This window comes from Nocardia pseudobrasiliensis NBRC 108224 (genome assembly GCF_001613105.1).
Classification (GTDB): domain Bacteria; phylum Actinomycetota; class Actinomycetes; order Mycobacteriales; family Mycobacteriaceae; genus Nocardia; species Nocardia pseudobrasiliensis.
Genome location: NZ_BDBS01000020.1, coordinates 35,597 through 54,210 on the forward strand (window position 1 = coordinate 35,597; position 18,614 = coordinate 54,210).

General features: G+C 67.6%; 16 protein-coding genes. 11 read left to right on the top strand and 5 right to left on the bottom strand.

Annotation, left to right across the window (positions count from 1 at the left end; translation table 11 throughout):
* Window positions 1–87: 87 nt before the first annotated feature.
* Genes NP4_RS16845 through NP4_RS16860 form a run of 4 tightly spaced genes read right to left on the bottom strand, consistent with a single transcriptional unit; the run spans window position 88 to window position 5,106 of the window.
* Window positions 88–2,418, bottom strand: a complete 2,331-nt coding sequence (locus NP4_RS16845; RefSeq protein ID WP_174556140.1) for a molybdopterin cofactor-binding domain-containing protein — start codon at window positions 2,416–2,418, stop codon at window positions 88–90.
* Window positions 2,415–3,767 (bottom strand): 8-oxoguanine deaminase, encoded by a 1,353-nt coding sequence (locus NP4_RS16850; protein WP_067998770.1) that lies wholly within the window; start codon window positions 3,765–3,767, stop codon window positions 2,415–2,417. The genes NP4_RS16845 and NP4_RS16850 overlap by 4 nt, the downstream gene beginning before the upstream one ends.
* The gene (locus NP4_RS16855; RefSeq protein WP_067998772.1) at window positions 3,764–4,237 is read right to left on the bottom strand and encodes a (2Fe-2S)-binding protein; all 474 of its coding nucleotides are present in this window, start codon (window positions 4,235–4,237) and stop codon (window positions 3,764–3,766) included. The genes NP4_RS16850 and NP4_RS16855 overlap by 4 nt, the downstream gene beginning before the upstream one ends.
* Window positions 4,237–5,106 (bottom strand): FAD binding domain-containing protein, encoded by an 870-nt coding sequence (locus NP4_RS16860; protein WP_067998774.1) that lies wholly within the window; start codon window positions 5,104–5,106, stop codon window positions 4,237–4,239. Before NP4_RS16860 ends, NP4_RS16855 begins: the two co-directional genes overlap by 1 nt.
* A 255-nt stretch (window positions 5,107–5,361) precedes the next feature.
* Here NP4_RS16860 and NP4_RS16865 point away from each other — a divergent pair, with 255 nt between their 5' ends.
* From NP4_RS16865 to NP4_RS16885, 5 genes are all read left to right on the top strand, one after another.
* Window positions 5,362–6,861, top strand: a complete 1,500-nt coding sequence (locus tag NP4_RS16865; protein WP_067998775.1) for a PucR family transcriptional regulator — start codon at window positions 5,362–5,364, stop codon at window positions 6,859–6,861.
* A gap of 135 nt (window positions 6,862–6,996) precedes the next feature.
* A complete protein-coding gene (gene sph / locus NP4_RS16870; protein ID WP_067998777.1) occupies window positions 6,997–7,977 on the top strand; it encodes a sphingomyelin phosphodiesterase in 981 nt (326 codons plus the stop codon).
* Between the two features lie 118 nt (window positions 7,978–8,095).
* Entirely contained in the window at window positions 8,096–9,589 is a 1,494-nt protein-coding gene (locus NP4_RS16875; RefSeq protein WP_067998779.1) for an alpha/beta fold hydrolase, read from the top strand.
* A gap of 46 nt (window positions 9,590–9,635) precedes the next feature.
* Complete coding sequence (locus tag NP4_RS16880) at window positions 9,636–10,328, top strand: response regulator transcription factor (RefSeq protein WP_067998975.1); 693 nt, start codon at window positions 9,636–9,638, stop codon at window positions 10,326–10,328.
* Window positions 10,328–11,641, top strand: coding sequence for a sensor histidine kinase (locus NP4_RS16885; RefSeq protein WP_067998781.1), 1,314 nt, complete (start codon window positions 10,328–10,330; stop codon window positions 11,639–11,641). Before NP4_RS16880 ends, NP4_RS16885 begins: the two co-directional genes overlap by 1 nt.
* Here the strand turns inward: NP4_RS16885 and add are convergent.
* Window positions 11,575–12,639: an adenosine deaminase gene (gene add, locus NP4_RS16890; protein ID WP_169813749.1), complete on the bottom strand. Its 1,065-nt coding sequence runs from the start codon at window positions 12,637–12,639 to the stop codon at window positions 11,575–11,577. The two genes, NP4_RS16885 and add, sit on opposite strands and share 67 nt — an antisense overlap.
* A 391-nt stretch (window positions 12,640–13,030) precedes the next feature.
* Between add and NP4_RS16895 the strand changes: the two genes are divergently transcribed.
* The 6 genes from NP4_RS16895 to lpdA all read left to right on the top strand — a co-directional run bounded on the left by NP4_RS16895 (window position 13,031) and on the right by lpdA (window position 18,611).
* On the top strand, window positions 13,031–13,528 hold the full coding sequence (locus NP4_RS16895; RefSeq protein ID WP_067998785.1) for a hypothetical protein: 498 nt from the start codon (window positions 13,031–13,033) through the stop codon (window positions 13,526–13,528).
* 65 nt (window positions 13,529–13,593) lie between these two features.
* Entirely contained in the window at window positions 13,594–13,899 is a 306-nt protein-coding gene (locus NP4_RS16900; RefSeq protein WP_067998788.1) for a DUF3467 domain-containing protein, read from the top strand.
* 226 nt (window positions 13,900–14,125) lie between these two features.
* Window positions 14,126–14,518 (top strand): RidA family protein, encoded by a 393-nt coding sequence (locus NP4_RS16905; protein ID WP_114755814.1) that lies wholly within the window; start codon window positions 14,126–14,128, stop codon window positions 14,516–14,518.
* 25 nt (window positions 14,519–14,543) lie between these two features.
* Window positions 14,544–15,731: a PucR family transcriptional regulator gene (locus NP4_RS16910; RefSeq protein ID WP_067998790.1), complete on the top strand. Its 1,188-nt coding sequence runs from the start codon at window positions 14,544–14,546 to the stop codon at window positions 15,729–15,731.
* 90 nt (window positions 15,732–15,821) lie between these two features.
* Window positions 15,822–17,039, top strand: a complete 1,218-nt coding sequence (locus tag NP4_RS16915) for a phthiocerol/phthiodiolone dimycocerosyl transferase family protein (protein ID WP_067998792.1) — start codon at window positions 15,822–15,824, stop codon at window positions 17,037–17,039.
* Window positions 17,040–17,156: 117 nt separating this feature from the next.
* On the top strand, window positions 17,157–18,611 hold the full coding sequence (lpdA, locus tag NP4_RS16920) for a dihydrolipoyl dehydrogenase (protein ID WP_067998793.1): 1,455 nt from the start codon (window positions 17,157–17,159) through the stop codon (window positions 18,609–18,611).
* Window positions 18,612–18,614 lie beyond the last annotated feature (3 nt).

Genomic DNA, 18,614 nt, shown 5'->3' on the forward strand with positions numbered 1-18,614 from the left:
CGTCAGCGGACCTTAGGATTCGGTTTGCGTTGTGGGGGTCCTCGCTTCGCTCGGGAAAAGGGAGGAAGGCTCCGAACCCCCTGTTGATCAACAGCTGGAAATAATGTCCCCCGGACGAACCGGCACCCTGGTCAGGTCGCCCGATCCGCCGGCGGCCCGGCAGGCATTTCGTATGGCCGAGACAACAGCCGGGGTGGAGGAGAGCGTGGGTGGCTCTCCGGCGCCGCGCAGGCCGTAAGGGGCGTGCGGATCGGCGTTCTCGAGGATCTCGAGCTTCTGAGTCGGGGTGTCGAGAATGGTCGGGATGAGATAGTCCGTGAACGAGGGGTTGCGCACCTTTCCGTCGGTGACCTGAATTTCCTCCATGACCGCCAGGCCGAGGCCCTGGACGGATCCGCCGTGGATCTGGCCCTCCAGCGAGAGCCGGTTCATGATCTTGCCGACGTCCTGGACCGCGTCCAGCGAAACTACCTTCACCAGACCGAGTTCGGTATCGACGTCGACCACCGCGCGATGCACGCATACGGCGAGTTGGGTGTGGCTGTTGCCCTGACCGGTCACCGGATCCATCCCGGTGGTCGGCTTGTGCTGATAGATGCGGGTCTCTTCGACGACCCCCTCATCGAGGACGTCGACGATCGCCGCGAGCACCTCGCCCGTATGCGAGACAACCTTGCCGCCAACCAGATTCGCGGCTTCCTGATACCCCTGCGCGGCGGCCAGGTCGAGCACCCTGGCCCGCACCGCCTCACAGGCCGTCTTGACCGCGCCGCCGGTCATATAGGTCTGGCGCGAGGCCGACGAGGAACCGGCGTCGCCGACCCCGTTGTCGGCCGGGTGAATGGTCACCCGCTCGATACCCAGTTCGGTGCGCGCGATCTGCGCCTCGACCGTGACCAGACCCTGGCCGACCTCGGCCGCGGCGGTGTGCACCAGCGCAACCGGTTCCCCGGCGATGACCTCCAGTCGCACTCGCGCGGTGGAGTAGTCGTCGAAGCCCTCGGAGAAGCAGATGTTCTTGATGCCCACGCCGTAGCCGACGCCGCGCACCACGCCCTCACCGTGGGTGGTCTGCGACGCACCGCCGGGCAGGTTGCGAATATCGTTGGCGTCCAACGGCTCCGGTAGCGGCATCTCCCGCAGTTGGCCGAGCATCTCGCGCAGCGGGGTCGGCGCGTGCAGTTCCTGTCCGGTCGCCAGCTTGGACCCCTGCGACACCGCGTTGATCTGCCGCACCAGCACCGGATCCATCCCGAGCGCGTCGGCGAGCTTGTCCATCATCGACTCGTGCGCGAAACAGGCTTGCACAGCGCCGAATCCGCGCATGGCGCCACAGGGCGGGTTGTTGGTGTACACCCCGTAGGCATCGATCTCGAGGTGTGGAACCTCGTACGGCCCCAGCGCCAGCGAGGACGCGTTACCGGTGACATTGAGCGTGGCCGAGGTGTACGCGCCACCGTCGAGAATGATCTTCACCTTGGCGAAGGTGAACTTCCCTTCGCGCGTGGCCCCGTACTCGTACCACATCTGCGCCGGATGCCGGTGCACGTGACCGAAGAACGACTCCTCGCGGTTGTAGACCATCTTGATCGGCTTACCGGTGTACATCGCCAGCATGCCCGCGTGGATCTGCATCGACAGGTCCTCACGGCCGCCGAACGCGCCGCCGACACCGGCCAGCGTCATGCGGATCTTGTCGTCCGGCAGCTTCAGACACGGGCCGATCTGGGACAGATCATTGTGCATCCACTGGGTGGCGACGTAGAAGTCCAGCCCGCCGTCCTCGGCCGGGACGACCAGACCCGATTCGGGACCCAGAAAGGCCTGATCCTGAATGCCGACATCGTATTTCCCGCTGACCACGACGTCGGAGAGTGCGCGTCCCACCTCGATATCGCCGACGCGAACCGGCTGATGCCGGGCGATGCCGCCACGCTCCTGCACCCTGTGGTTGTCCGGATCATCCACCACCGCAACGGGATCGGTGATCGGCTCCAGCACCTCCCATTCGATCTCGATGGCGGCCATGGCCCGCCGGGCGATCTCGGGATGGTCGGCGGCGACCAGCGCGATCGGCTCACCCTGATGGCGCACCTCGTCGATGGCCAGCACCGGCTGATCCCAGGTGTGGTCCAGGCCGTAGACCTTGCGGCCGGGCACCTCCTCGTGGGTGAGCACCGCGTGCACGCCCGAGATCGCCAGCGCCGGAGCGATATTGATGCTCAGTATCCGCGCCCGCGGGTACGGGCTGCGCAGGGTCGTGCCCCACAGCATGCCGTCCATCCACAGATCCGACGAATAGGCGAACTCGCCCTTGACCTTCAGGGTGCCGTCGGGGCGCAGCGGGCTCTCCCCGACTCCGCCCTTGCCCGGCGCGACGACCTCGCCGGGGAAACGGGTCGAACGTGTCGCTGTCATCGCGATTCCTCCTCGCGCAGCAGTCGGGCGCGGGCGCGCGCACCGGCGACGCCCATCTCGTCCTGTGCGACCGTGCGCAGTTCGTCGTTCTCCACCACGGTGCGGCCGCCCACCAGCAGCCGTGCCAGCGGCGGGGTGGGGCCGAATACCAACGAGCACACCGGATCCGAGATCGCGGCGCGGAAGCCGTCGACCCGCCAGACCGCGATATCGGCCAGTTTGCCGGCCTCGAGGCTGCCGATCTCGTTGTGGCGGCCCAGATTCCGGGCGCCGCCCAGGGTGCCGATCCGCAGCGCCTGGCGGGCGGTCAGCGCGGTCGGGCCGTGCACCGCGCGCTGGAACAGCATGGCCTGACGCATCTCACCCGCCATCGATGTCAGCTCGCTCGAGGCCGCGCCGTCCACACCGAGGCCGACCGGCGCGCCCGCGGCGAGCAGGTCGACCACCCGCGCGATACCCGCTCCGAGACGCGCATTGGAGGTCGGGCAGTGCGCGGTACCGGTGCCGGTATCGGCGAAGCGCCGAATATCCTTGTCGTGCAGGTGAACCGCGTGCGCGAACCAGACGTCGTCGCCGAGCCAGCCGATCTTCTCCATGTACTCGACCGGGGTGCAGCCCATCTGCTCGCGGCAGTGCTCCTCCTCGTCGAGAGTTTCGGCGAGGTGGGTGTGCAGGCGGACGCCCTTGTCGCGGGCCAGCGTCGCCGACTCGCGCATCAGCGCCTCACTGACCGAGAAGGGCGAACACGGCGCGACGGCCACGCGCAGCATGGAGTCGAACGAGGGGTCGTGGTAGCGATCGATCGTTTCGATTGTGCTGCTGAGGATTTCGTCGGTCTTCTCGACCACCTCGTCCGGCGGCAGACCACCGTCGGACTGCCCGCGGTCCATCGAGCCGCGGCAGGGATGGAATCGCAGACCCACCTCGGCGGCCGCGCGCACCTCGGCGTCGAACAGATCACCGCGGCCCTTGGGGAAGATGTAGTGGTGATCGCTGGCCGTGGTACAGCCGGTCAGCGCGAGCCAGGCCAGGCCCGCACCCGCCGCGCCGTAGACCACCTCGGCGTCCATCCGTGCCCAGGTGCGGTACAGGCCGGTGAGCCATTCGAACAGCGTCGAATCCTGATACAGGCCCTGGCTCGCCCACTGATACAGATGGTGGTGGGTGTTGACCAGCCCGGGGGTGACCAGGCAGCCGGTGGCGTTGATACGTTCGGCGCCTTCGACTTTCGGGGCAGCGCCCGCACCGAGGCCGGTGATCCGACCGTTCTCGACGGTGAGGTAGCCGTTGGCGATCTCTTCGCCGATGACGGGGGCGATGTAGGCGTTCTCGATGACAACCTTGCTCATTTCGCCGCCGCCTTCCGCTCGGCCGCCAGGCGTACGGCGTCGAGAATCTTCTCGTAACCGGTACAGCGACACAGATTTCCGGCCAGCGCCTCGCGGATCTCGGCATCCGAGGGATCCGGAACGCGTTCGATCAAATCGTGCGCCTGCACGATCAGGCCCGGGGTGCAGAAGCCGCACTGCACCGCACCGGCCTCCACGAACGCCTGCTGCATCGGATCGAGCCGATCACCAGAGGCCAGACCCTCCACGGTGCGCACCGAGCAGCCGTGCGCCTGTCCCGCCGCGACGAGACACGAACACACCGGCGTGCCGTCCAAATACACTGTGCACGAACCACATTCGCCCTGTTCGCAGGCGTTCTTGGAACCGGGGAGACCCATCCGCTCGCGCAGCATGTACAGCAGGCTCTCCCCCTCCCACACATCGTCGACCGTCTCCGCGGACCCGTTGACCTCGAAGCTCACCCGCATCAGGCCGCCCTCCTCTGCGCCGCCAAGTCGTTCCAGGCCCAGGTCAGCGTGCGGCGCGCCATCACCGACAGGGCGTGCTTGCGATAGTCGGCGGTGCCGCGGACATCGTCGATCGGCTTGGCCGCCGCGGCCACCAGCGCGCCGAAGTCGCGCAGGACCGCGTCGGCCAGCGGGGCCGGATCGGTCCAGGGCAGCGTCTCGGCCAAGTACTGCTCGGCCTCGGTCGCCCGCAGCGGGGTCGGCCCCGAGGAACCGATACCCGTTCCGGCCGTTCGAGTGTCCGGATGCAGCGCCACCGCGAACGAACACACCGCGATCACCATCGCGTTGCGAGTACCCACCTTCGAGAAATATTGCGGGCCGCTCGCGGGATCCAACCAGATCGCGCGAATCAGCTCATCGGGTTCCAGCGCGTTCTTCTTCACCCAGACGTAGAAATCGTCGATCGGGATCATGCGCGAACCGCGGGCGGCCGATTCCGCCTCGATCACCGCATTCGCCGCCAGCAGCGCGGGATGGCTGTCACCGGCGGGCGAGGCCGCGCCCAGATTACCGCCGACCGACCCGCGATTGCGGATCTGCGGGGAGCCGACCGTGCGGGCGGCCTGCGCCAGCGCGGGCGCCTGGCCGCCGTGGTCGCGAATGATCTTCACGTACGGCACACCCGCGCCGATCCGCAGTTTGCCGTCGACCTGCTCCACCCGCTGCAATTGCCGGCAGGGATTCAAATCCAGCAGCGCGGCCGGACGTCCCTTGTCGAAATTCAGCTCGACCATCACATCGGTGCCACCCTGAATGGGTGTGGCGTCCGGGTGGGCGGCCTTCAATTCGAGCGCCTCCGCCCAGTCGGCGGGTCGCAAGAATTCCATCTGACCTCCATCGGCGTAAAACGTGTTCCACGAGTACACCCGCCGGGATGCCGCGCCGGCCACGACCGGAACTCCGAACTGTGCGCTGGTTCACACCGGGGTATTTGTGCTTACCTCCAAACGCGATGACGACCGTGTTACCGCGGACCCCTACCGTGACGGCCGTGTTACCCGTGACGGTGGCTCGGGACACATCGGCCCGGTCCACGGCAAGTCGGGGACAGTCGAGGCCACGGGCTGTTAGCGTCGGAAATCATGCGTCTTCGTTCCCTGCTCACCATGACGGATCTGGGTTTGGAGCTCGTCACCGGGGAAGAGGAGCTCGACCGATTCGTGCGCTGGGTGATCACCCAGGACATGCCCGACCCGAGCCGCTACCTGTCCGGCGGCGAGCTGGTGCTGACCGGCATGCAGTGGCATCGCTCCCCGGAGGATTCGGAGGTCTTCGTCGCGGCGCTGGCCCGCGCCCGGGTGGCCGCGCTGGCCACCGGCGACGCCCGATACGGCGAACCGCCCGCGGATGTGGTCGAGGCGTGCCGACGCTATCGGGTGCCGCTTTTCCGGGTGCACGAGCATGTGGCGTTCGCGACGGTCACCGAGCGGCTGACCCGCATGCTCTCGACCGGACGCGCCGCGGATCTGACCGCGATCCTGGATCGGCATCGACAGCTGGTCGCGGGCACCGGCCTGGGTTCGGTACTGGATCTACTCGAACGCGATCTCGGCCTGCGCTGCTGGGTGCTCTCGTCGGTCGGGCGGGTGGTCGACGGGCCGAGCCAGGAGCCGCCACCGGAGGCCGTACACGCCTTTCTCGGGGCGCGACGACTGCCGCATGTATTGGTCTCGGAGAATCGGCCCTATTCGCTGTTCGCCGTCGACGAGCACGGCACCTCGCGGGTGGCCGATTGGCTGCTGGTCTTCGAGGGCGACTGCACCGATTGGCCCGAGGAGCGCCGGGCGCTGGCCGGTGAGCTGGCGGCGGTGGTATCGCTCGAGCGGGCCCGTCAGGACGATCGTCAGAGCGCCGAGGGACGTTTGGCCGAGGAGCTCATCCAGCTGATCGTCTCCGATGCCAAACCGGCCGATATCGTGTCCCGCCTCGAGCTGACCGGCTTGGGCGCGGCCGATCGCTATGTCGCGGTCGCGGCCAAGGCCGACGACGGCTTGCGGCCCAGGGAATTACGCGCCCTGCTGCGCGAAATCCTCCACGGCACAACCCCTGCCGCCGGTGTGGTCGACGGCGAGGCGATCGCGCTGATCCCCACCGACCGCACCGTACTTGACCGTATCCACGCCGCGCTGGACATGCTCGAACCCGGTCTGGGCGCGACCAATCTGTCGATCGGCGTCAGCGGCGTGGTCGACGGCGAGGGCCTGCGCGGCGCGGTCGAGGAGGCGCGCTACGCGCGGCGGATGGCCGCCGGACGCGGGCGGGCCGCGAACGTGGTCGGCCACGACGAATTGGCCACGCACATGCTGCTGCTCGCGAGCGTGCCCGACGAGGTCCGCCGCATGTTCCGCCTGCGCCTGCTGGACCCCCTGACCAGCTACGACCAGGACAACGGCGCCGATCTCGTGCACACCCTGGAGACCTTCCTCGAGACCTCCGGCTCCTGGACCCGCAGCGCGGAACTGTTGCATGTGCACGTGAACACCCTGCGCTACCGCATCGCCCGCATCGAGGAACTCACCGACCGGGATCTGTCGCGCCTGGAGGATCGCGTGGATTTCTTTCTGGCACTGGCCCTTCGCTGACGCCCACGCCCGCCAGCATTTCCATCCGAGAACATCCACACCTCACATACCGGACACCTTCGCGTCGATTTGTCCCATTCTCCTTGCGGAACCCGCTCGCGACCCGAGCGGGCCGATCCACCGAAGGAGACGAATATGTCGCTGCGCCGGAAAGCCAAGCTGCGCACGCTGATAACCCTCGCCGCCACCGCGGCGCTGGGGTTGAGCCTGCCGTACACCGCGCAGGCCGCACCCGCCACGCCCGCGCTGAAGGTGTTGACCTACAACACTTTTCTGATGAGCACCAACCTCTACCCGAACTGGGGTCAGGCGCACCGCGCCAAGGAGATCGTGGCCGCCGACTTCTTCCGCGGCAACGATGTGGTGGTGCTACAGGAGGCGTTCGACAACGACATCTCCGAATCGCTGAAAGCCGATGCGGCACGGCAGTATCCGAATCAGACGCCGGTCGTGGGCCGCAGCAAGGACGGCTGGGACGCCACCAGCGGCCACTACTCCGACAACACCGTCGAGGACGGCGGGGTGATCGTGATGAGCAAGTGGCCGATCGTGCGCAAGGAACAGGTCCTGTTCGAAAACGGTTGCGGCGTCGACTGGACCGCGAACAAGGGCTTCGCCTACGTCGTGCTGAATGTCAACGGCGCCAAGGTGCACTTCGTCGGCACCCACACCCAATCCACCGACAGCCGCTGCCGCGACGGCGAGGCCGTCTCCGATCGGGGCAAGCAGTTCCGTCAGATCGCGGCCTTCCTCGACGGTAAGAAGATCCCGGCGAACGAGCAGGTCATGGTGGCGGGCGATCTCAATGTCGACTCGCACAAGCCCGAGTACAGGTCCATGCTCGACAACGCCGGTCTGGATCCGGCCGACACCCGCAACGGACATCCGTACTCCTTCGACACCCAGACCAATTCCATTGCCTCCTACCGCTATCCGGGCGAGGAGCGCGAGGATCTGGACTATGTGCTGTTCCGCCGCGGCCACGCCCGCCCGGCGGGGTGGACCAATACGGTCATCCTCGAGAAGTGCGCGCCGTGGACGGTGAGCAGTTGGGGTAAGGACTACACCTACACCAATCTGTCCGATCACTACCCGGTCGTCGCCAGCGCGCGCTGACACCGCTTTCCCCTCGGTGGCCGATTCTTACATCGCTTTGCCGTTCGGCCGACTCGGCTTTGACATTCGCCGAGCAGTATCGGTCCTCGTCAGACAGCGAAAGTAGGAGGTCCGAGGGATGCGTGGTCTGCGTAAGACGGTGGGTGTGGCCCTGGCGGCCACCGTGGTCGCAGGAGTGCTCGCGGGTTGCGGCGGCGCGTCGAAGGACGCGTCGCCGGCCCCGCACTGGTGTCCGACGGTGGCCGAGCGAGTGGTCGAATGCGGTGTGCTGCCGCGACCGCTGGTGGCCGATCGGCCCGAATTGGGTGAGGTGCCGGTCGGTTACGCGCTGGTGCGTCGCCAGCACGCCGACAAACCCAGCGCGGGCACGATCGTGCCGAATCCGGGCGGGCCGGGCGTACCGCTGATCGCACACGCCCAGGAGGCGGCGGCGCTGTCGTCGGCCATGCTCGACGATCACGATCTGCTGCTCATCGATCCGCGCGGCACGGGCGTATCGGGTCCCATCGACTGCGATGTGACCGAACGGGAATTCCAGCTCGGCACCCGCGAGCAGCAGGTCACCGCCGCCCAGCACTGCGGTGAGCGGCTGGGCCCGCGCACCGCGGGCTACACCACCGCCGCCACCGCCGACGACTTCGACGCCGTGCGTGCGAAATTGGGGATCGACAAGGTGGTCCTCTACGGCATCTCCTACGGCACCTATTTGATGCCGGTCTACGCCCAGCGCCACCCCGATCACGTCCAGTCGATCGTGCTGACCGGGGCCTACCCCGCCGACTTCGACAAACTGCAGCGCCCAAATGCCGAGGCGGTCTCGCTGACCCTGCGCCGAATCTGCGAGCGCAGCGGGGCCTGTGACGGACCGACCGCGGTCGCCGATCTGCGCGCGACCGCACAGCGCCTGCGGGACAAGCCGATCGCCGTCGACGGTCCGAATCCGGTACTGCTCACCGAGGGCAAACTCGCCAGCCTCATCTTCGAGGAGGGCACCTCCAATATCGGCGCCGATCCGGCGGCGCTTACCCCGCTCGGCATGCTGCCCGCCGCCCTGCACGCGGCGGTGCGTGGCGACGATGGACCACTGCGCGAGTTCGCCAACCGGATCACCGCGGGGACGCCGTACGAGAAGATCGGCGCCTACATCGCCGTCACCTGCAACGACTACGCCCAGTTCTGGTCGCCGGAAGCGACTGTGCCGCAACGCGAACAGCAGTACCACCGGGCCCTGGCCGCGGTCCCCGAACTGGGCGCGTTCAGCAGCGAGGGCTTCGCCGAGGCCCAGCGCGATCACGGCAATGTCTGCCTGCGCTGGCCCGGCGGCTCCAACCCGCGTCCCGATCAGATGCGCGAACCGATGCCGAACGTCCCGGTGCTGGTGCTGTCCGGTGATCTCGACGCGGTGACCCCCGACGCCAACGGCAAACTGGCCGCGGCTCGCTTCCCGCGCTCGATCTTCCTGTCGGTGCCCAATACCGGCCACGTCCCGGACCTGGAACCCAGCGGCTGTGTCGTCGGCCTGGTGAGCGAATTCGTCCGCACCGGGACCCTCGCCTCGACCGACTGCGTCGCGACGATCCCGCCGATCGCCGTGACGCCGGTCTCGAAGTAAGGCCGCGGTAGTGCTGTCCACATCCGCCACCAGCCAGAATGACGCCATGCAAGCCGTGACCCCGGGCCCGTCGGTCCTCATCGTCGAGGACGATCCGAATGTGCGCAGCACCCTGGAGCAGCTGTTGCGCTTCGAGGGCTACCAGGTGCGGTTGGCCTCGGACGGCCGCGAGGCGCTCGATCTGCTCGAGCACACGCGCCCGGATCTGGCGGTGGTGGATGTGATGATGCCGCGCCTGGACGGTCTGTCGCTGTGCCGGGCGCTGCGCCGCCGCGGCGATCGCCTGCCCATCCTGGTGCTGACCGCGCGGCACCAGGTGGGCGACCGGGTCGCGGGCCTGGACGCCGGGGCCGACGACTATCTACCCAAACCGTTCGACACCGAGGAACTGCTCGCCCGCCTGCGCGCCCTGCTGCGCCGCAGCGCACCCGAAACCGTCGAGATGCTCACCGTCGCGGATGTGACCCTGGATCCGGCCACCCGCGAGGTGACCCGCGCCGGGGCGGGTCTGGAGCTGACCCGGACCGAATTCGACGTATTGGAACTACTGATGCGCAACCAGCGCATCGTGCTCACCAGAAGTCGTATCTACGAACATATCTGGGGCTTCGACTTCGACACCGAATCGCGCTCGCTGGATGTGTACATCGGCTATCTGCGCCGCAAACTCGAACAGGGCGGCGCGACGCGGCTGATCCATACCGTGCGCAATGTCGGCTACACGATTCGGGAGCAGTGATGTTGCGCGCCCGCATCACGCTGGTGGCGGTGACCGCGGTGGTCGCCGCCATCGCGGTCGCGATCGTCACCGCCTACAACGGCGTCGCGCCGCTGGTCGCCGCCAACTTCGAGACCGGACTGTCCGACCGCGCCGATACCGTTGCGGCACTGCTGGATTCGGGCGGCAAGATACCCGCGAGCCCGGATATCACCGAACAGGTGCTCACCGCGGACGGTTCGGTGCGGCAGCTGACGCGGGACCGGGCCGAACTACCGGTCTCGGAGGAGGATCTCGCCGTCGCCCGCGCCGGGCACGGCAGGTACGCCGCCGACGTCATGGTCGACGGTAAAGCCTACGGCGTGGTCACCAGGGCGCTGCCGGGCGGCGGCGCGATCATGGTCGGCCAGAATCAGGACGAGGTCGCCCGGATCGACAATGAATTCCTCTGGCGCACAAGCTGGATCACGGCGCTCGCGGTGGTGGCGGCGGCCGCGTTCAGCTGGCTGCTGATCGGCCGGATCCTGCGGCCGATCCGCGGCCTGGTCGATACCACCGAACGCATCACCGCCACGGGCGATCTGTCCGCGCGGCTGCCCGACGCCGGTCGCGACGAAATCGGCGAGCTGACCGGTAATTTCAACACCATGCTGGCCGCCCTGCGGCTCTCGCGCGCCCAGCAGCAACGCCTGGTCGCCGACGCCGGACACGAATTGCGCACCCCGCTCACCTCGATCCGCGGCAGCGCGGAACTGCTGCAGCGCGCCCGCGGCCGCCTGGCCCCCGACGACGAAAGCCGCGTACTGGCCACGCTCGTCCACGAGGCCAAGGCCCTCGACACCCTGGTCGGCGAACTGGTCGATCTGTCCACCGATCACGATATCGCCGAGCCCGCAACCACTGTCGACCTCGCCGAACTCGCCGAGGACTGCGCGCAGCGCTTCCGCCGCCGCACCGGGCGCGCCATCACCGTCGCCGACACCGGCCCCGCGCCGGTGCGCGCCCGCCCGCGCGCCCTGGCCCGCTGTGTGGACAACCTGCTCGACAACGCCCTCAAATACAGCCCCGCCGACACCGCGGTCGAGGTCCGGTTGCGCGGCGCGCGCCTGTGGGTCCGCGACCACGGACCCGGAATCGACCCCGCCGAACCGATTTTCGACCGCTTCTACCGCGCCGACCGCACCCGCTCGACCCCAGGCTCCGGCCTCGGCCTGGCCATCGTCCACGACATCGTCACCGCGCACGGCGGAAAGGTCTTCGCCACCAATCATTCCGGCGGCGGGGCCGAGGTCGGCTTCGAACTGCCGACCGGCGCTGCGGACCTGCCCACGTAGTCGTCGATCTGGCGCAGAAACGCCTCTTGCCGAGCCGGGGTGATCCACGAGGCGCGGAAGGAATTGGCCGCCAAGGTGATCAGCTGATCGCGGGTGAGGGAGGCGTGATCGGCGAGTTCGACGTAGTTGTCGGCGATGTATCCGTTGAAGTACGCCGGATCGTCGCTGTTGAGGGTGACGGTCAGACCGCGCTCGAGCAGGGTGGTGATCTCAGGGGCCTTCATCTGCTCGGTCACGAAGGAATTCGAGATCGGGCAGCAGGTCAGGGCGATGCCCTTGGAAACGGCCAGCTCCACCAGGTCGTCGTCCTCGATGATATTGGTGCCGTGGTCGATCCGATCGACCTCGATCTCGGTGAGGGCCTGGCGGATGTGCTCGATGGAATCGGGCTGATCGATATCGCAGTGCATGGTCAGCAGGAAACCCTCGCGACGGGCGCGTTCGAAGACCGCCGCGAATTTGCGCGGCGGATTGCCGCGTTCATCGGAGTCGAGGCCGACGCCGACGATCCAGTCCCGGTACGGCAGCGCCTCGAGCAGCGTCGCCATCGCGTATTCGGGCGACTGATCGCGCAGGAAGCACATGATCAGCTCGGCGGAGATGCCGAATTCCCGGCGCGCGCGCACGATCGCGGTGCGATAGCCGCTGACAACAGTGCCGAACGGCACCCCGCGCGAGGTGTGGGCCTGCGGATCGAAGAACATCTCGACGTGGCGCACCCCCTGGGTGTGCACGCGGGCGAGGTATTCGTAGGCCAGATCGTGGAAGTCGACGGCCTCGCGCAGCACCGTCATGGCCGGATAGTAGACCCGCAGGAACGAGCTCAGATCGTGGAATTGATACGTCTGGCGCACCTGTTCCACGGTCTGCTCGGCCAGCTCGATCCCGTTGCGGCGGGCGAGCCGGAACTTCAGGTCGGGTTCGAGGGTGCCTTCCAGATGCAGATGCAGTTCGGCTTTGGGCAGCCCACGCACGAATGCGGCGAGTTCGGACAGCATGAGCCCCATCATCCTCCGCCGCAACGGTTTCCGGGCGTGATCGTCGGCGTCACCCCCGCTTCACCGACGAACGCGGTATTCGAGAAAAATTCCGGTCACCATACCCGTCGGGACCTTTGTCACCGCGACCCGCGATCGGGGTTTCTCATTGTTCGCCAACCGCGTCGCCGCCGCGACCACGTCGCGGCATACGTGCCCGTCACCGCCCGCCGATCATGTGCTGTGCGCGCGATGTTATGCGTGATTCGAAATCGCCCGCGCACACCCCTGTCGAATTGTTTCGTTCGTGTTCCGAACACATTGCCGCACTTCGACAGCGGGGCGAACATTCACCTATCCCGCTCCACCGATGCAGGGGACCACACCACCCGAAACGGATACAGGAGTTGTCATGGCACAGGAAACCACACAATCGCAGCGCGAGGACATCCCGACCGTCCGGGATATCGACATGTTGCAATTGCATGTGGCCGAAGCGCGCCAGGAGGCACAGAGCGCGCGGCAGTACGCCCAGCAGGCGCAGAGCCTCGCCCGCCAGACCCAGCAGCAGGCGCGTCAGGTTCAGCATCAGGCCCAGCTGGCGCAGAGCGAGGCCAACCAGGCCAATCAGCAGGCGCAGCAGGCCCGCCAACAGGCGCAACAGGCACAGAACCAGGCGCAACAGGCACAGAACGAGGCCGACCGGGCACACAACCAGGCCCAGCAGGCACAGAGCGAAGCCAATCAGTCCCAGCAGCGGGCGCAGTCGGTGCAGGATCAGGCCGATCAGGCCAATCAACTGGCCCAGCAGGCCGATGAGCAGGCCACTCGCGCGCAGGATCGGTCCATGCAGTGGGAGATGCAGCTGAACCAGCTGCGCCACCAGACCCGGTTGCAGTCTCGCCAGTAGTTTCGGCGACGTGAAAGGGCCATCCATGACGGTGGCCCTTTCCCGCATCGACGGGAGGTGTGGTGATGGATGAGGAGGCGCCGCCGATCAATGTGGAGGTGGTGGTTCCCGAGGCGTTGAACGCGGGCGTCTATGCCAATGGTTTCACCTGCTGGTACAACCGCACCGATTTCACCCTCGACTTCGTGGTCCATCTGCCGGTCGACCCCGCGGTCGACGCGGACGGCAAACCGGTGGTGCGCCAACCGGTTCAGGTCGTCTCCCGGGTCAAATTTCCACCGTCGATGATCTTTCGTCTCATGCAGACCCTGAACGACAGCATGAGCAACTACGAGCAACAATTCGGCTCGATCGTTCATCTAGGCGAATGAGGAATTCATGATCTCCCTTTCCAGCGCGGCGACAATGGTGGCGGAGCCGGCGGACGGAATCGTCGTCACCGACCCGGCGATTCGCTACCGCCCCCTGCGGATTCGCGGACGCCGATATCGTGTGACCGTGACCGCGCCGACGACCCGTAATGGATCCGGGCCCGGCGATCACCGGTAGGTCGCGCACCCTGTTCGGCGGATCCGGGGCTGCGGCAGGATGATTCGTATGCGATTGCTGACCCCCGACACCTTGCCACCGACCAATGGCTACAGCCACGTGGCGGTCGTACCGCCGCACCACCGACTGGTGTGGACCGCCGGCCAGGTACCGATGGATGCCGACGGACGACTGGTCGGAGCGGGCGACTGGGAGACACAGACCCGACAGGTCTTCACGAATGTGAGCGAGGCGCTGCGCGCGGGCGGCGCGAGCTGGCGGGAGGTTTTCAAACTGACGATCTACGTGGCCGACACCTCGGCGCTGGCGATCGTGCGAACGGTGCGCGACGAATTCATCGATGTGCGCAATCCACCGACCAGCTCGCTGGTCGCGGTGGCCGGATTGTTCCGCCCGGACGTGCTGATCGAGATCGAAGCGGTCGCGGCGGTCCCGGACTGAGCGACGACGGTACGGTGGTTTGGTCATGGCAGCGCCGCACTCTCCCCTCGTCACGCCCGGCACACGCAAGCTCGCCGCGGCGTCGCGGGCCGACATTCCGGCGCTGACCCGGCGATTGATCTCGGCCATCTTCACCGACAACCCGGAGTGGACCGATTACACCTCGGTGCCGCGGGCCGATCTGCGCGACGGATGCCGCCGCTATCTGACGCGGATCCTCGAGCTGCTCGGCGGCGACGACGGCGATCCGGAACACGACGAGGTGGCCGCGTCCATCGGGCGGCATCGCGCCGAACAGGGCGTCCCGCTCGAGGCGATGCTGCGCACCTTCCGCCTCGGCGGCGGCATCGTGTGGGAGGCGCTGCTCGATCAGGCCACCGATGTCGGGCCGCAGGAGATCCGCGAGGCGGGCACGGCCATCTGGGCGGTCATCGACGGCCTGTCCTCGGCGCTGGTCACGGCCTATCGCAACACCGAATTGGAACAGGTGCGCCGCGACGAACGTCGTCGGCACGCGCTGATCGAGGATCTGCTCGCGGGCCGCGCGCACGACGCGACCTTCGCGGCACGGGCGGCACGGGAACTCGAATTGCCCACGCAGGGTGGATATCTGGTGGTCGCGGCGCGGGGCAGCGGACGGCCGATTCAGGCGGGCACCGAAGCGGCGTTGGGAGCCTTGGGAATTCGGTCGGTATGGCACGACCGGGTGGATACGACCATCGGAATCGTCTCGCTGGATCCCGGCCACAAACATACCGAGCTTGTGCTGCAACAGCTTCGGCCCCACGTACGCGGGCGAGCCGGAGCCTCCCCCGCGGTCCCCGGACTTGCCCAGGTCGATTCCGCCCACACGCTGGCCTTGATCGCCCTGCAGACCCTGCCCGGCGATGCGACCGGACTGGTCTCACTCGACGAGCGCTATCCCGAGGCCCTGCTGGTCCGCTCCCCCGACCTCACCGATCTGCTGCTCACCCACAGCCTCGGCCCGATCCTCGAGCTGCCCGCCAAGGAGCGCGACATCCTGCTCGACACCCTGGCCGCCTGGCTCGCGGAGAACTGCTCGGCCGCCAATGCCGCGCCCCGGCTGCACTGCCACCGCAATACGGTCATCAATCGGCTGCACCGGATTTCGCTGCTGCTGGGTCGCCCGCTGGAGGGCCAGCGGTCCTATGTCGAGCTGTCGCTGGCGTTGGCGGCTCTGGGGCTCGGATAGTGAGCGGTTCCTCACATTGACGAACCGACCTTCCGGTTCTTAGCGTGACCATGACATAGCTGTTCCAAATAACTGCTGGTGAGGAGCCATATGCAGACCCTGGAGCAACGCTATCTGTCCCCCAGCGAGGGCAGTGTGATCGACCTCGGCGTCGGGTCCATGGTCGCCCAGACCCGAATCCGGGGCATCGTCGAACCCGAACTCCTGCGACAGGCCCTCGACGCGTTGGCCGTGGCGTATCCGCTGCTTCGCAGCCGGATCAGCCGGGATGACGAGGGCTATCTGCTGCGGTACGCGGCCGGTGACGGCCCGTCCTTCCGCGTCGTGGACGCCGACGACGATCCCTTCGCGCTCGAGCTCAACACCCCGATGGACCGCGAACACGAGCTCGCGCGGGCGGGCCTGTTCCGGCACAACGGCGACAGCGTGGTGAGCCTGGCCGTCGATCATTCCGTCGCCGACGGCCGCCTCGTCACGACCCTGCTGAACACGCTGGTGGGCTACTACACCGCCCAGGTCGAGGGGCGCTCGCTGAAACCGATTCGCGGCCACGGCATGCAGCCCGCCGTGGAGACCATGCTCGAGGAGCACTACGACATCGAGGGCGTCCCGTCCTCCCTGCGGCAGTTCACCCCGGCGGCACTGCCCCGCGCGGCACTGGGTCGCCCGGTCCCCGCGCAGCGTTTCGGAGTCGGACATCTGTCGCTGGACCGCCTCGGCACCACCGCGCTCACCCAGTGGGCTCGCGCCTCGGGCGTGACGATGAACGGCCTGCTGAGCGGGGCAGTGGCGGCCGCGCTGTCCACGATGGTCGAGGGGCCGATCGCCATCGCCTTCCCGGTCGATCTGCGCCCGCGACTGCGCCCGCGACTGCCCGCCGACGCCCAACTGCTCTCGATCGGCGTCGGCTACGCCGTCGTCTCGAGCACCGGCAATGCCGATGTCCTCGAGCTCGCCCGCCGCATCACGACACAGCTGAAAGCCGGTATCGACCTTGCCCTGCCGCAGCGAACGCTGCTCGCGCGGGGCTCGTTCGACGATTTCCCGTCGCCACTGCCGATGACGACGAGCATTTCGAATCTCGGCGAACTCGACCCACCCACGCTGCAGGCGGGCGCCGAACTACGGTCGATCCGATTCGGCACCACCGTCCCCTACCCTGTCCCGATCTTGTTCGCCGCCACCACAGATGGCCACCTCGGACTCGAAATCGTCTATGACAGAACGTATTTCACTGATGATCAGATGACCGAGCTGACCGCGGGTATCCGCGATGGACTTGGGCGCAGCGCCCAATCTCGTCGGTGAATTCCTGGGCTCGCGGGTCATTGTCTGTGCACTCCGCGGCGACGAGACTCGTCTGCGATGACCCACGCCACATCCGAGCGGCGGGTCGGTGAGCGTTCGAGACGAGGAGCACCACGAGTGCCGGAATTCGATCTTTTGGTGGTCGGTGGCGGGCCGGGCGGATACGTTGCCGCCATTCGTGCCGCGCAGCGCGGACTGTCGGTGGGTCTGGTGGAGAAGGAGCGGCCCGGCGGGGTGTGCCTGAACTGGGGCTGCATTCCCACCAAGGCCATGCTGCGATCGGCCGAGGTATTCCAGACCGTCTCGGCCGCAGCGGATTTCGGGATCTACGCCGATAACGTCCGCTTCGACTACGCCGCGGTGCGCCAGCGCAAGGACGGCATCGTCAAGGAACTGACCGACGGCGTGGCCGGACTGCTGAAGGCCAACGGCGTCACCGTCATCGAGGGACACGCACGTTTCACCGGCCCGACCACGGTGCAGGTGCGCGAGGCCGGGCCGTCGCCGATCTTCACCGACGGACCGCGCTACGCCGCTGCGCCGCAGGGCGATCCGATCCGCGAGATCAGCGCCCGCGACATCATCGTCGCCACCGGCTCGGTTCCGGCGCGGCTGCCGATCCCCGGCGTGGACCTGCCGGGCGTGATCACCTCCGACGGTGCGTTCGGGCTGACCGAGGTGCCGCGCCGGATCGTGGTCGTCGGCGGCAGCGCGGTCGGCGCGGAGTGGGCCAGCCTGTTCGACGCCTTCGGCGCCGAGGTGACGGTCGTCGAGCTGCAGGATCGCCTGGTTCCCCTGGAGGACAAGGAGATCGGCGTCGCACTGGGCCGCTCGTTCACCAAGCGCGGCATCACCGTGCTGACCGGTTCGACGGTCACCGCCATCTCCGAGGCCGAACCGCTGCGGGTCACCGTGGACGGGCCGAAGGCGCGCGAGATCGACGCCGATGTGGTGCTGATCGGCGTGGGCCGCCGTCCCAATACCGCCGAACTCGGCCTGGATGAGGCCGGAGTCGCCACGGACGCACGGGGTTTCATCGAGGTCGACGACCGGCTGCGCACCGGCGTGGAACATGTCTACGCCATCGGCGATGTCACCGGCCGCGCCCTGCTCGCCCATGTCGCCTCGCATCAGGGCCTGGTCGCCGCCGATGTGATCGCCGGACAGCAGGCGCATATCGACTACACGGTCATCCCCGCGGCCACCTTCACCCATCCGGAGATCGCGAGCGTCGGCCTCACCGAGGAGAAGGCGCGCGCCGCGGGCCACGAGGTGCTGACCGCCAAATTCCCCTTCGCCGCGCTCGGCCGGGCCAAAACCTTCGGCGAGACCGAGGGCTTCGTGAAAATCGTTGCGGGCAAACAGCATCAGGAAGTGCTCGGCGTGCACATCATCGGTCCCTCGGCCAGCGATCTGATCACCGAGGGCGCTTTGGCGATCTCCCTCGAGGCGACGCTGACCGAACTGGCCGACACCATCCACGCCCACCCCACCCTCGGCGAGATCGGCATGGAGACGGCACTGGCCGGGCTCGGGCTGCCGGTACACATCGCCCCGCCCCGGAAGCGATGAGGA